The sequence below is a fragment of the Nocardioides lentus genome (assembly GCF_039529515.1).
GTDB lineage: Bacteria > Actinomycetota > Actinomycetes > Propionibacteriales > Nocardioidaceae > Nocardioides > Nocardioides lentus.
The window spans coordinates 388799-401229 of the sequence record NZ_BAAAMY010000005.1 but is presented as its reverse complement, the minus strand read 5'-3'; the positions used below and the strand labels follow the sequence as shown (position 1 = coordinate 401229).

Sequence of the window (12431 nt, the reverse complement as noted above, 5' to 3'; positions counted from 1 at the left end):
TTTCACCCGGTGAGCCAGACGCCTGCCGACGAGCCCGTTGACGACACCCCAGAGCAGATCCGGGTGCGTCGCGAGAAGCGCGAGCGGCTGCTGGAGCGCGGCCTCGAGGCCTACCCGGTCGCGGTCGAGCGCACCCACTCCCTCGCGGAGGTCCGGGAGCGCTGGGGCCACCTCGAGGCCGGCCAGGAGACCGACGACGTGGTGTCGGTCGCCGCGCGGGTGGTGTTCGTCCGCAACACCGGCAAGCTCTGCTTCGCGACCCTCCAGGAGGGCTTCGGCCCCGACGGCGACACGGAGGAGTCGCTGGCCCCGCGCCTGCAGGTGATGCTCAGCCTCGCCGAGGTGGGGGAGGAGTCCCTGGCCGCGTGGAAGGCGGAGGTCGACCTCGGCGACCACGTGTCGGTGACCGGCCGGGTCGTCTCGTCGCGCCGCGGCGAGCTGTCGGTGATGGCGACCGGCTGGGCGATGGCGTCGAAGGCGCTGCGGCCGCTGCCGGTGCTGCACCGCGAGATGTCCGAGGAGACCCGGGTCCGCCAGCGCTACGCCGACCTCGTCGTCCGTGAGGAGGCGCGTTCCGTCGTGCGCCGCCGCTCGGCGCTGATGCGCGCCGTGCGCGGGGTGCTGGAGGCCGACGACTACCTCGAGATCGAGACCCCGGTGCTGCAGCTGGTGCACGGGGGCGCGGCCGCCCGGCCGTTCACGACCCACATGAACGCCTTCGACCAGCCGATGACGCTGCGCATCGCGCTGGAGCTGAACCTCAAGAAGGCCGTCGTCGGCGGCGTCGACCGGGTCTTCGAGATCGGCCGGATCTTCCGCAACGAGGGCGTCGACGCGACCCACAGCCCGGAGTTCACGATGCTCGAGGCCTACCGGGCCTGGGCCGACCAGGGGACGATGGCGGACCTGACCCGCGAGATCTTCCTCGCCACCGCCGACGCGATCGCGCCGTCCCGGCAGGTCGAGACCCCCCGCGGGACCGTCGACCTCGACGGGGAGTGGCGCTGGCTGCCGGTGTACGACGCCGTGAGCGAGGCCGTCGGCGAGGAGGTCACCCTCAAGACCCCCGCGGCGCGGCTGCGGGAGCTCGCCGAGGCCCACGAGGTCGAGGTCGACCCGGCGTGGGACGCGGAGAAGCTGGTGCTCGAGCTGCTCGGCGAGCTCGTCGAGCCCACCCTGCTGCAGCCGACGTTCCTCTGCGACTACCCGGCGTCGGCCCAGCCGCTCGCGCGGCCCCACCGCAGCAAGCCCGGGCTGATCGAGGCCTGGGACCTCATCGTCGCCGGCGTCGAGCGCGCCACGGCGTTCTCGGAGCTCGTGGACCCCGTCGTCCAGCGGGAGGTGCTCGAGGCGCAGTCGCTGCTCGCGGCCGGCGGCGACCCCGAGGCGATGGTCGTCGACGAGGACTTCCTGCGCGCCCTCGAGTACGGCGCCCCGCCCATGGGCGGCATGGGCCTCGGCATCGACCGCCTGTTCGCCCTGTTCACCGGGGGCACGCTCCGCGAGACCATCCTCTTCCCGCACCTGCGGCCCGAGACCCGCTGACCCCGCGGCGGGCGGCAGGAACCTGCCAGGCTGCCGGAGCGTACGGCGTGCGCGCACGGGAAAGGCGTCGGAGCCGACCCTGCTGGCGGCTCCGACGCCCGGGCGCCGCGGCGGTCCCATCCCCCGATGTCGACCGCCTCCCGCCCCGAGTCTCATCCCCCGCGGTGTGACCGGTTCGGACGGCGTTGGCTGAATCCTTCCACCCCTCACAGGCGGTCCCCTGGCTCAGACAGGCCGCTGTCACTAAGTTGCCACCATGGTGAGCAGACCGACCGGCGTGCTGTCCTCCCTCGGCCTGCCCGCCGAGGCGCAGGCGATCTACGAGCGGGTCGGCGGGATGAGCGGGTCGCCGCTGACCGTGGTGGCCGACCTGCTGGGCGTGGCGCGGGCCGAGGTGGTGGCGCAGCTGGAGCCGCTGGTGGCCTGCGGAGCGGTGACGCTGACCGACGACGTGGTGGTCGTGCGGTCACCGGCCGAGCTGGTCCAGGTGCGCCTGGTCGAGTGGGCCCGGGAGGCCCGCGAGGCGCACCGGCAGCTGGAGGGGGTCGCGGACGCGATGGGCGCGCTCAACGCGTCCATGTCGCGCCCGGAGGCCCTCGACGTGGTCGGGGCCCTGGACGGCGAGGTGTCCCGCGGCGGCCACCCCGTGAGCCTGCTGAAGGACCTGATCCAGCGCAGCACCGGCGAGCTGCGCTGGTTCCGTCCCGACCAGTTCCGTCGCCCCCGCGAGGACGCGATGGCCGACATCGTGGGCGCGGCCGTCGCCGAGGGGCGCCCCTCCCGGGCCATCTACCCCGCCCGCGCCCTGCACGAGGCGCCGGACACGCTGCGCCGTCGCGCCGAGGTGGGCGAGCAGGTGCGTGTCGTGGCCGACCTGCCGACCCGGCTGATCGTCATCGGCACGACCCACGCCGTGCTCCCCGAGCCGCTCGGCTTCGTCGACGAGCCGCGGCTGCTGGTGCGTCAGCTGTCGGTGGTGCAGGCCTGCGCGCTGCTGTTCGACACCTGGTGGGAGCGCGCGCTGCCGGTGCCCGAGCTCGACCGGGGCGTGGCGAGGCCCGACCTGCGCCGCTTCGTGGTGCAGCAGCTCGCGGCCGGCGTCCAGGACGAGCAGATCGCGCGGACCCTGGGCGTCAGCCTCCGCACGGTCCGGCGCCGGATCGCCGACCTGATGATCGACCTCGGCGCCGACAGCCGCTTCCAGGCCGGCGTGGAGGCGGCCCGCCGCGGCTGGCTCTGAGCACGCGGGTCGGTGCCGCGCGCGGCCTCAGGGCACCAGCAGCCGGTACGCCGCGGGCTCGAGGCGCCAGCTGCGCGTCCGCTCGGGGCCGTAGATCTCGCCGTCGGCGGCGCCGTAGAACTCCTCGCCCGAGATCGTGACCCGGGTGCCGCGGCGGTAGAGCACGTCGTCGCGCTGCGTGTGGCGGCGCAGCACCAGGTCGCCGACGTAGGCGAAGCGGGCCAGGGGCCCGATCGCGCGGGAGATCATCACGTCCATCGCGCCGTCGCCCGTGTCGGCCTCCGGGGTCACCGACGTCCCGCCCCCGACGGTCCGCCCGTTGCCGACGGCGACCATGAGGACCGGCTCGTCGAGGTCGTTGACGGTCTCGCCGTCGATCTCGACGTGCAGCCGCACGAACGGCGGGCGGAACGCCGCGAGCGCGGCCCCGATCGGGTAGCCGACCTTGCCGAGGTTGACCTTGCCGACGCCGACGCGGCCGAGGCGCGTCTTCCACCGGTCCGCGCGGCGGCTCGCCTGGGCGCCCGCCCCGACGTGGACGTTGTTGACGACGACCTCGCCGAGCTCGTCGACGATGAGGTCGGTGGCCCGGGTGCGGCCCCGCAGGATCACGCGGGCGGCCTCCTCGGGCTCCAGCGGGATGCCGACGGTGCGGGCGAAGTCGTTGCCCGTGCCGAGCGGCAGCAGGCCGACGCAGGCGTCGCCGAGGTCGTGGCGGCGGTAGAGCGCCGAGATCACGGCGTGCATGCTCCCGTCGCCCCCGGCGACCACGATCCGGCGCGAACCGGCCCGGTGCAGGACGCCGTCGAGCTCGCCCGGTCCGTCGGTCTCGGCGACCTCGACGGACGCCTCGGCCCGCAGCACCGCCAGGGCCAGGTCGAGGTTCTCGGTGGCCGCGGTGCCCGCGCCGGAGTTGGTGATGACGAGCAGCGGCTCCATCCGGTGACCCTAACGGGCTCTCGCGGGATCACGGGCGGCGCGGGGAGGCTGCTAGTTTGAGGCGGCACGAGCCCCTCGGCCCCGGCCTCGGGGGCTCTCGTGCGTCCGGCCCCGCACGACGTGGTGCGGCCCGGCCCGGACCAGCCGCACGCAGTCGAACCACGAGGGGGCGGGACACGATGCCCGCGATCATGATCCTGGGCGCCCAGTGGGGCGACGAGGGCAAGGGCAAGGCGACCGACCTGCTCGCCACGAGCAGCCAGATCGACTGGGTGGTGCGCACCTCCGGCGGGCACAACGCCGGCCACACCATCGTCGTCGACGGCGAGAAGTTCGCGACCCACCTGCTGCCGAGCGGCATCATCACGCCCGGCGCGACCTGCGTCATCGGCAACGGCGTGGTCGTCTCGCCCGAGGCCCTGTTCCGCGAGCTCGACAGCCTGCGCGCCCGCGACGTCGAGCTCGCCGACCTCGTCGTGTCGGCCAACGCCCACGTCATCGCGTCCTACCACGGGGTGATCGACAAGGTCACCGAGCGCTTCCTCGGCAAGAACAAGATCGGCACGACCGGCCGCGGCATCGGCCCGGCGTACGCCGACAAGGTCAACCGGGTCGGCGTGCGGATCGCCGACCTCTTCGACGAGGAGATCCTCACCGAGAAGGTGGAGGCCGCCCTCGAGGTCCGCAACCACCTGCTCGCCAAGGTCTACAACCGTCGCGCGATCGAGGTCGAGGCGGTCGTCGAGGAGCTCACGTCGTACGCCGAGCGGCTGCGGCCGATGGTCGCGGACACCTCGCTGCTGCTGAACCAGGCGCTGGACCGCGACGAGACGGTCCTCTTCGAGGGCGCGCAGGCCACGATGCTGGACGTCGACCACGGCACCTACCCGTTCGTGACCAGCAGCAACCCGGTCGCCGGCGGGGTCTGCGTGGGCGGCGGGATCGGGCCCACCCGGGTGGACCGCGTGATCGGCGTGATCAAGGCCTACACGACCCGCGTCGGCTCGGGCCCGTTCCCGACCGAGCTGTTCGACGCCGACGGCGAGAAGCTGTGGAAGATCGGCGGCGAGGTCGGCGTCTCCACGGGGCGCGACCGGCGCTGCGGCTGGTACGACTCGGTCATCGCGCGCTACGCGGCCCGCGTCAACGGCTTGACGGAGTTCTTCCTGACCAAGCTCGACGTGCTGTCGTCGTGGGAGCGGGTCCCGGTCTGCGTCGCCTACGACGTCGACGGCGTGCGTCACGACGAGATGCCGATGACCCAGACCGAGTTCCACCGGGCCACGCCGGTCTACGAGTACCTCGACGGCTGGTGGGAGGACATCTCCGGCTGCCGCACGTTCGCGGAGCTCCCCGCCAACGCGCAGGCCTACGTCCGCGCGCTCGAGGACCTGTCCGGGGCGCCGTTCTGGGGCGTCGGGGTCGGTCCCGGCCGCGAGCAGACGCTCGTCGTCGAGTAGGGCTGCGCGGACGCCCGTCGTCGCGCGGTCGACCTGCCCCGGGGCGGGCGGGGCGCGGTCAGGGCAGCAGCGGTCGGTGCACGCTGCCGTCGGCGACCTTGGCGTCGGTCCGGGTGGTGGCCGGGGCCAGGTCGGCGCCGGTCAGGCGCGTCCAGGTGTCGCCGTCGGAGCGCAGCACCTCGAGGCGCGAGCGCAGACCGTCCGCGAGGACGCGCACGATCGCCAGGTCGTCGCGCCCGTCGCCGTCCACGTCGCTGACGCCGGCGGTCTGCACGGCGTCGTCGGCCCCGCCGGGCAGGGCGCCGACGGGGTCGGCGGGCACGAGGCGGCCGTCGGCCAGGGCCAGCGACCTGACGTCGGCGCCGCCGACCAGCGGCACCAGCACGACCTCGTCCACGCCGTCGCCGTCGAGGTCGGCGGTGCGGAAGATGTCCTCGGAGGCGCCGGGCACCGAGGCCGACGCCGGGCCCGCGGCGAACGCGTCGTCCGCGGCGACCAGCGGCACCAGCCGGATCGAGCCCGACGCCGGGTCGCGGCGGACGAGCACGAGGTCGTCGTCGCCGTCGCCGTCGAGGTCGCCGGGCACCAGGTAGTCGCGCTGCGGGTCCGCGTCGGGGACGGTGGCCCACCGCTCCGCGGCCCCGGCGTCGCCCGTGCCGGGGAAGGCCACCCGCACCTCCCCGGTGCCGTCGTCCGCGCGGGCGGGGGTGGTCAGGAACGCGAGGTCGTCGACCCCGTCGCCGTCGTAGTCGCCGACGATCGGCACCGCGGTCGGGCCGGCGCCCGCCAGCAGGCTCGTGCCCGTCGGGCCCTCCAGCACCAGGTCGCCGTCGCCGGGCCCCTCGTCCCAGGTGGTCAGCTCCTCGGCCCCGTCGCCGTCGAGGTCGCCGACCAGGGGAGCGGGGGCGTCGCCGTACTCCTGCTCGTCGAGGCGCACCAGCGCGTCGCCCTCGACCGCGTACGTCGCCAGGGTCGCGGGCTCGTCGTCGACGCGGTGCACCAGGACCACGTCGCCGCGGCCGTCGCCGTCCACGTCGCCGGCGACGGCGCCCCCGGTGGTGCCGCCGGCGCCGTCGGTGCCCGCGGTCGCGCCGGCGTCGCCGGGTCCGTCCGTCGACCCCGACCCGGTGGCCCCGCCGGTCTCCGCGGCGCCCGGGTCGTCGGCCGCGCCGCGGCCCAGGCCGACCAGGAGGACCACGACCCCGATCACCACGGCGACCGCGACGACGGTCGGGACCACGACGGCGGCCCGTGACCCCCGCGGCCGCCCGGCCGGGTCGGTCTCCTCGGCCGGTGCGAGCTCGGTGGAGGCGGCGAGCGCCTCGGGGGCCGGCACCACTCCCGCCGGGGCGCGGGGCGCGACCCGACCGCCGACGAGCGTCAGCAGGTCGGCGCGCAGGGCCTCGGCGTCGCGGTGACGCTTCGCCGGCTCGGGGGAGGTGGAACGGGCGAGCACCCAGTTCAGCCCGCGGGTGAAGGCGTCGGTGCCCTCGACCCGGGGCACCGAGGCGTCGTCCGCGTGCTCCTGCCCGGTCAGGCACGCCCACAGCAGACGCCCGGCGCCCCGGACGTCGTCGGAGGGGCGCGACGCGTCCTCGTCGGCCTCCACCAGACCCGTGATCCGCACGGTGGTCGCCTCGGGCAGGTCGGCCTCGGTGTCGGCGAGCGGCGGCGACAGCAGGACGTCGTCCACCCCCAGCCGCCCGTGGACGTAGCCGTCGCGGTGCGCGTCGTCGAGCGCCTCCGCGACGCGGGCGGCGACCTGGACGGCGGTCCGGGGCGCCAGCGGTCCGCGCTCGCGCAGCACGTCGCCCAGCCGACCCCGGCGCTCCCACCAGCCGGTGTCGCGGGTGGGGTCGCCGCCGTCGGGACCGTCGGGGACCTCGTCGCGCGCCACGGCCGCGATCCTCCCAGCCCGCGCCCACCCGCGGGCGGAGGCCGGGCCCGGCGACGCCAGTAGCATCGCGGTCCGTGAAGGTCCTCCTGCTCGGCACCGGCGGCCGCGAGCACGCCCTGGCCCTGGCCCTGTCCCGCGACCCGGCGGTCGGCGCGCTCCACGCGGCCCCCGGCAACCCCGGCATCGCCCGGGTCGCCACGCTGCACCCGGTCGACCTGCTCGACCCGGACGCGGTGGCCGCGCTGACGACCTCGCTGGGTGTCGACCTGGTGGTCGTGGGTCCGGAGGCGCCGCTGGTGGCCGGGGTCGCCGACGCCGTGCGCGCGGCCGGCGTCGCGTGCTTCGGCCCCTCGGGGGCCGCGGCGCGGCTCGAGGGCTCGAAGGCGTTCGCGAAGGAGGTCATGGCCGCGGCGGGCGTGCCGACCGCCGAGGCGCGGGTCTGCCGGGGTGCCGAGGAGGTGGCCGCCGCGCTGGACGCGCTGGGCGCGCCGTACGTGGTCAAGGACGACGGCCTGGCCGCCGGCAAGGGCGTGGTCGTCACCTCCGACCGCGACGAGGCGCTCGCGCACGCGGCGGGCTGCGGGGGCGACGTGGTCGTCGAGGAGTACCTCGACGGGCCGGAGGTGTCGCTGTTCGCGCTGTGCGACGGCGAGCGGGTCCGTCCGCTGCAGCCGGCCCAGGACTTCAAGCGCGCCCTCGACGGCGACGCCGGCCCCAACACCGGGGGCATGGGGGCCTACTCGCCGCTGCCGTGGGCGCCGTCGCTGCTGGTCGAGGACGTCACCGCGACGGTCCTGCAGCCGACCGTCGACGAGATGGCGCGACGCGGCACCCCCTTCGTCGGCCTGCTGTACGCCGGGCTCGCCCTCACCTCGCGCGGCGTCCGGGTGGTCGAGTTCAACGCCCGCTTCGGCGACCCCGAGACCCAGGTCCTGATGGCGCTGCTCGACAGCCCGCTGGCCGCCCTGCTGCACGCGGCGGCCACCGGTCGCCTCGACGAGGTGCCCGCCCCCGTCTTCCGCGACGGGGCCGCGGTCACGGTCGTCATGGCGAGCGCCGGCTACCCCGCCACGTCGCGCTCGGGCGACGTCATCACGGGCACGGACGCCGTCCCCGCCGGGGTCGACGTCGTCCACGCCGGCACCGCGCTGAGCGACGACGGGGACCTCGTGACCGCGGGCGGCCGGGTGCTCGCCGTGACCGCGGCCGGCGGCACCGTCGCCGAGGCCCGCGCCGCCGCGTACGCCGGGGTCGCGGCCGTCGACTTCCCGGGCGCGCTGCACCGCACCGACATCGCCGCCGGGCTCTAGGGGCCGCGGAGCGCCGACGTGGGACCATGAGGCACGTGAGCGTCCCCAACGTCCTGGCCACGCGCTACGCCGGCGCCGACCTCGCGGCGCTGTGGTCGCCGGAGCACAAGATCGTCCTCGAGCGGCGGCTGTGGATCGCCGTGCTGCGGGCCCAGCGCGACCTCGGCGTCGAGGTGCCCGACGGCGTCGTCGAGGCCTACGAGGCCGTCGTCGAGCAGGTCGACCTCGAGTCGATCGCCCGCCGCGAGCGCGTCACCCGCCACGACGTGAAGGCCCGCATCGAGGAGTTCTCCGCGCTGGCGGGCCACGAGCACATCCACAAGGGGATGACGTCGCGGGACCTCACCGAGAACGTCGAGCTGCTGCAGCTGCGCGCCTCGCTCGAGCTCGTCCGCGACCGCGCCGTCGCCACCGCCGTGCGGCTGGGGCGGCTGGCCGCCGAGCACGCCACCCTGGTGATGGCCGGGCGCTCCCACAACGTGGCCGCCCAGGCCACCACGCTCGGCAAGCGGTTCGCGAGCGCCGCCGAGGAGCTGCTGTACGGCGTCGAGCGGGTCGAGGAGCTGCTCGTCCGGCTGCCGCTGCGCGGCGTGAAGGGCCCGATGGGCACCTCCCAGGACATGCTCGACCTCCTCGGCGGCGACGCGAGCCGCCTCGACGAGCTGGAGCGCCGGGTCGCGGCCCACCTGGGCTTCGAGCGGGTGCTGACCAGCGTGGGGCAGGTCTACCCGCGCAGCATCGACCACGACGTGCTGTCGTCGCTGGTCCAGCTCGCCGCGGCGCCCAGCAACCTGGCGACCACGATCCGCCTGATGGCCGGCCACGAGCTGGTCACCGAGGGCTTCGCGGAGGGCCAGGTCGGCTCGTCGGCGATGCCGCACAAGATGAACACCCGTTCCTGCGAGCGGGTCAACGGCCTCGCCGTGGTGCTGCGCGGCAACCTCGCGATGGTCGGCGAGCTGGCGGGCGACCAGTGGAACGAGGGCGACGTCTCCTGCTCGGTCGTGCGCCGCGTCGCGCTGCCCGACGCGTTCTTCGCCGCCGACGGGCTGTTCCGGACCTTCCTGACGGTGCTCGACGAGTTCGGGGCCTTCCCGGCCGTCGTGCAGCGCGAGCTCGACCGCTACCTGCCGTTCCTGGTGACGACCAAGGTGCTGATGAGCGCGGTGCGCGCCGGCGTCGGCCGCGAGGCCGCCCACGAGGCGATCAAGGAGCACGCGGTCGCGGTCGCCCTCGAGATGCGCGGGGGACGCGCCGACAACGACCTGCTCGACCGGCTCGCCGCCGACCCGCGCCTGGGCCTCGACCGCGCCGCCATCGACGCCCTCGTCGCGGACCCGCTGGACTTCACCGGCGCGGCGGTCGACCAGGTCGGCGCCGTGGTCACGCGGGTCGACGCCCTCGCCGCGCGCCACCCCGGCGCCGCGTCGTACGACCCCGGCGCGATCCTCTGAGGCGCCGGTGAGCACCCCCGTCGGCCCCGTCGGCCCCGTCGGCCCCGTCGGCCCCGAGAGCCCCGAGAGCCCCGGCGGTCCCGGGGGCGGTCCGGTGACGGTCGCGATCACCCGCCGCGTGCCCGACGGCCACGAGGCCGAGATGGTCAGCTGGCTCTCGGCGGGGATCACGCTCGCCGAGCGCTTCCCCGGCTTCCTCGGCGCCGGCTGGGTGCGCCCCGAGGTGACCTCGCCGGACTGGCACATGCTCTACCGCTTCGCCGACGCCGCCGCGCTCGAGACGTGGGAGCACTCCACCCAGCGGCAGTGGTGGCGCTCCTCGGGCGTCGGGCTCGGCGTGGTCGAGGCGCGGGTGGAGCGTCGTACGGGGATCGAGGGGTGGTTCGACGAGCCCACCTCCACCAGCGTCACCTCCGCGGACTCCGCGGCGCCGACGAGCCCGCCGCGCTGGAAGCAGGCCACCACGATCTGGACCGCCTTCTTCCCCCTCAGCCTCCTGGCCGGGTGGCTGCTGACGCTCCTCGCGCCGGACCTGCCCCTCGTGCCGCGGGTGCTCGTGACCACGCTCGTGCTGACCCCGGTCATGACCTACGTGGCCCTGCCCCGCATCACCAAGGCCCTCGCCTGGTGGCTCGCCGGTGACCCCCCGCCCTGGCGTCGGCCCCGCGCGGCGGGGTAGTCCCTGACGTTCCGGCCCGGTCCGCCGCCGGACCCGGGTCCGGACGTCAGGGACTATCCCCGCCCGGCCGGCGCGCCCCGGCGCCGCTCGGCGCGGAGGTCGACGGCGGCGAGCGCGAGGGCGCAGAGCAGGACGGCGGCCGCCGTGAGCAACGCGGCCGACAGGGCGCGGGCCGGTTCGACGCCGGAGCCCAGCACCACCTGGTAGACCGTCATGAGCAGCGCCGCCCCGAGGGCGGAGCCGATGCGCTGGCCGGTCTGCACCGCGCCCCCCGCCGCGCCGCCCATCCGCGGCGGCACCTCCGAGAGCGTCAGGGTCAGGTTGGGCGAGACCACCGCCCCGCCGCCGAGGCCCGCGACCAGCAACGGGCCGAGGACCAGCAGCCAGACCCGGTCGTCCGAGCCGAGCGGAGCGAGCAGCGCGACGGCGACGACCCCACCGATGGTGACGACCAGCGCGACCACGGTGATCGTGCGTCCCAGCCGCGACACGAGCCGACCCGCGACCGGCGAGGAGAACGCCGAGCCGACCGCGAACGGCGTGAGCACGAGGCCGGCGGCCAGCGCCGAGTAGCCCAGCGACTCCTGGGTGAAGACCGACAGCACCAGGAAGATGCCCGTGAAGCCGGTGAAGTACAGCGTGCCGACGCCGATCCCGTTGGCGTAGCCGGGCACCCGACGCAGCAGCGTCACGTCCAGCAGCGGGGCGTGCCCCCGGCGGACCGTGCGGTGCTCCCACCACACGAACGCCGCGAGCAGCAGCGGGACGCCGGGCAGCAGGACCAGCGGCCGGAGCGCGCCGCCCTCGAGCGAGACCAGCGGGTAGAGCAGGCACAGCACGCCGCCGCCCAGCAGCGCGGCGCCGGGCAGGTCGAGCCGGGCGCGGCCGGCGCGCCTCGCGTCGGGGGTCCGGCCGGGCACGAGCCGGGCGACGAACACCATCGCGACCAGCCCGATCGGCACGTTGACCAGGAAGATCGCCCGCCACCCGATCTCGGGGCCGAGCAGCTGGATCATCACGCCGCCGATCAGCGGCCCCAGGGCCGAGGAGATCGACACGGTGAACCCGAACAGCCCGAACGCACGTCCCCGCTCCGGGCCACGGAACAGGTCCTGGATCAACCCGGAGTTCTGCGGGGTCAGGAGGCCGGCGGAGGCGCCCTGCACGAGGCGGGCGACGATCACCAGCTCGGCGCTGGGCGCGAAGCCGACGGCCGCCGAGGAGACGATGAACGCACCGAGCCCGATCAGCATCAGCCGTCGGCGCCCGTAGGCGTCCCCGAGCCGCCCCCCGCTGACCAGCACCAGCCCGAAGGTCAGCGCGTAGCCCGAGACGATCCACTGCGCCGTCGCGGCCGACGTCTCCAGCCCGGCGCGGATCGAGGGGATCGCGACGTTGACGATGGTGACGTCGAGCAGCGACATGAAGCCGACGACGAGCGTCACCGCGAGGATCCGCCAGCGGCGGGGGTCCGGCTGCTCCTCGCCGGGGGTCTGGGCCCCGGCGCGGGTCGGGTGGTCGGTCGAGGTCACGTCATCGAGGGTGCCCGACGGACCGGGACCTCAGTCCTCGAGGTCCTCCCACGGCGCCGCGTCCTCGTCGTAGGGCTCGACGTCGAGGACGACCTCGAACTCCAGGAGGTCCGCGCCGGTGCCCACCGGCTTGGCACGCTCGCCCGAGTGCGCCGCCTGGCCCTGCCCGCCCATCCAGGCCTGGAAGGCCGCGTCGTCGACCCAGTGGGTGACGATGAAGTAGCGGCTCTCGCCCGCGACCGGTCGCAGCATCTGGAACCCGAGGAAGCCCTCGGTGCTCTCGATCGTGCCCGCCCGCGCGGCGAAGCGCTTCTCGAGCTCGGCCCCGGCGCCCTCGGGCACGTGGATCGCGTTGATCTTCACCACCGACATGCC

10 protein-coding genes are annotated in these 12431 nt (G+C 75.4%); 6 read left to right on the top strand and 4 right to left on the bottom strand.

The window, feature by feature from the left end; translation table 11 throughout:
* Positions 1-9 precede the first annotated feature (9 nt).
* Both lysS and ABD158_RS12830 read left to right on the top strand, forming a co-directional pair.
* The gene (gene lysS / locus ABD158_RS12835; RefSeq protein ID WP_344007759.1) at positions 10-1545 is read left to right on the top strand and encodes a lysine--tRNA ligase; all 1536 of its coding nucleotides are present in this window, start codon (positions 10-12) and stop codon (positions 1543-1545) included.
* A 256-nt stretch (positions 1546-1801) separates the two neighbouring features.
* Positions 1802-2785, top strand: coding sequence for a helix-turn-helix domain-containing protein (locus tag ABD158_RS12830; RefSeq protein WP_344007757.1), 984 nt, complete (start codon positions 1802-1804; stop codon positions 2783-2785).
* 27 nt (positions 2786-2812) lie between these two features.
* On the opposite strand, the gene ABD158_RS12825 is transcribed toward ABD158_RS12830, so the two are convergent.
* Positions 2813-3724 (bottom strand): diacylglycerol/lipid kinase family protein, encoded by a 912-nt coding sequence (locus ABD158_RS12825; RefSeq protein ID WP_344007755.1) that lies wholly within the window; start codon positions 3722-3724, stop codon positions 2813-2815.
* 179 nt (positions 3725-3903) lie between these two features.
* On the opposite strand from ABD158_RS12825, the gene ABD158_RS12820 reads away from it, so the two are divergent.
* Positions 3904-5184, top strand: a complete 1281-nt coding sequence (locus ABD158_RS12820; RefSeq protein WP_344007754.1) for an adenylosuccinate synthase — start codon at positions 3904-3906, stop codon at positions 5182-5184.
* 58 nt (positions 5185-5242) lie between these two features.
* Here ABD158_RS12820 and ABD158_RS12815 read toward each other — a convergent pair whose 3' ends face one another.
* Complete coding sequence (locus ABD158_RS12815; protein WP_344007751.1) at positions 5243-7081, bottom strand: hypothetical protein; 1839 nt, start codon at positions 7079-7081, stop codon at positions 5243-5245.
* A gap of 74 nt (positions 7082-7155) precedes the next feature.
* Between ABD158_RS12815 and purD the strand changes: the two genes are divergently transcribed.
* From purD to ABD158_RS12800, 3 genes are read left to right on the top strand one after another with little or no spacing between them, the layout of a single operon-like run.
* Positions 7156-8391, top strand: coding sequence for a phosphoribosylamine--glycine ligase (purD, locus tag ABD158_RS12810; protein ID WP_344007749.1), 1236 nt, complete (start codon positions 7156-7158; stop codon positions 8389-8391).
* A 35-nt stretch (positions 8392-8426) separates the two neighbouring features.
* On the top strand, positions 8427-9845 hold the full coding sequence (gene purB / locus ABD158_RS12805) for an adenylosuccinate lyase (RefSeq protein WP_425573196.1): 1419 nt from the start codon (positions 8427-8429) through the stop codon (positions 9843-9845).
* A gap of 7 nt (positions 9846-9852) precedes the next feature.
* Complete coding sequence (locus ABD158_RS12800) at positions 9853-10524, top strand: antibiotic biosynthesis monooxygenase (RefSeq protein ID WP_344007745.1); 672 nt, start codon at positions 9853-9855, stop codon at positions 10522-10524.
* 53 nt (positions 10525-10577) lie between these two features.
* On the opposite strand, the gene ABD158_RS12795 is transcribed toward ABD158_RS12800, so the two are convergent.
* Positions 10578-12056, bottom strand: coding sequence for an MFS transporter (locus tag ABD158_RS12795; protein ID WP_344007744.1), 1479 nt, complete (start codon positions 12054-12056; stop codon positions 10578-10580).
* Positions 12057-12086: 30 nt separating this feature from the next.
* Entirely contained in the window at positions 12087-12428 is a 342-nt protein-coding gene (locus ABD158_RS12790; RefSeq protein WP_344007743.1) for an antibiotic biosynthesis monooxygenase family protein, read from the bottom strand.
* Positions 12429-12431: the final 3 nt, after the last annotated feature.

Coding starts and splice junctions, on each gene's coding strand:
- ABD158_RS12830 (WP_344007757.1), top strand. CDS start 1,802: ATGGTGAGCAGACCGACCGGCGTGCTGTCCTCCCTCGGCCTGCCCGCC.
- ABD158_RS12790 (WP_344007743.1), bottom strand. CDS start 12,428: ATGTCGGTGGTGAAGATCAACGCGATCCACGTGCCCGAGGGCGCCGGG.
- ABD158_RS12825 (WP_344007755.1), bottom strand. CDS start 3,724: ATGGAGCCGCTGCTCGTCATCACCAACTCCGGCGCGGGCACCGCGGCC.
- ABD158_RS12820 (WP_344007754.1), top strand. CDS start 3,904: ATGCCCGCGATCATGATCCTGGGCGCCCAGTGGGGCGACGAGGGCAAG.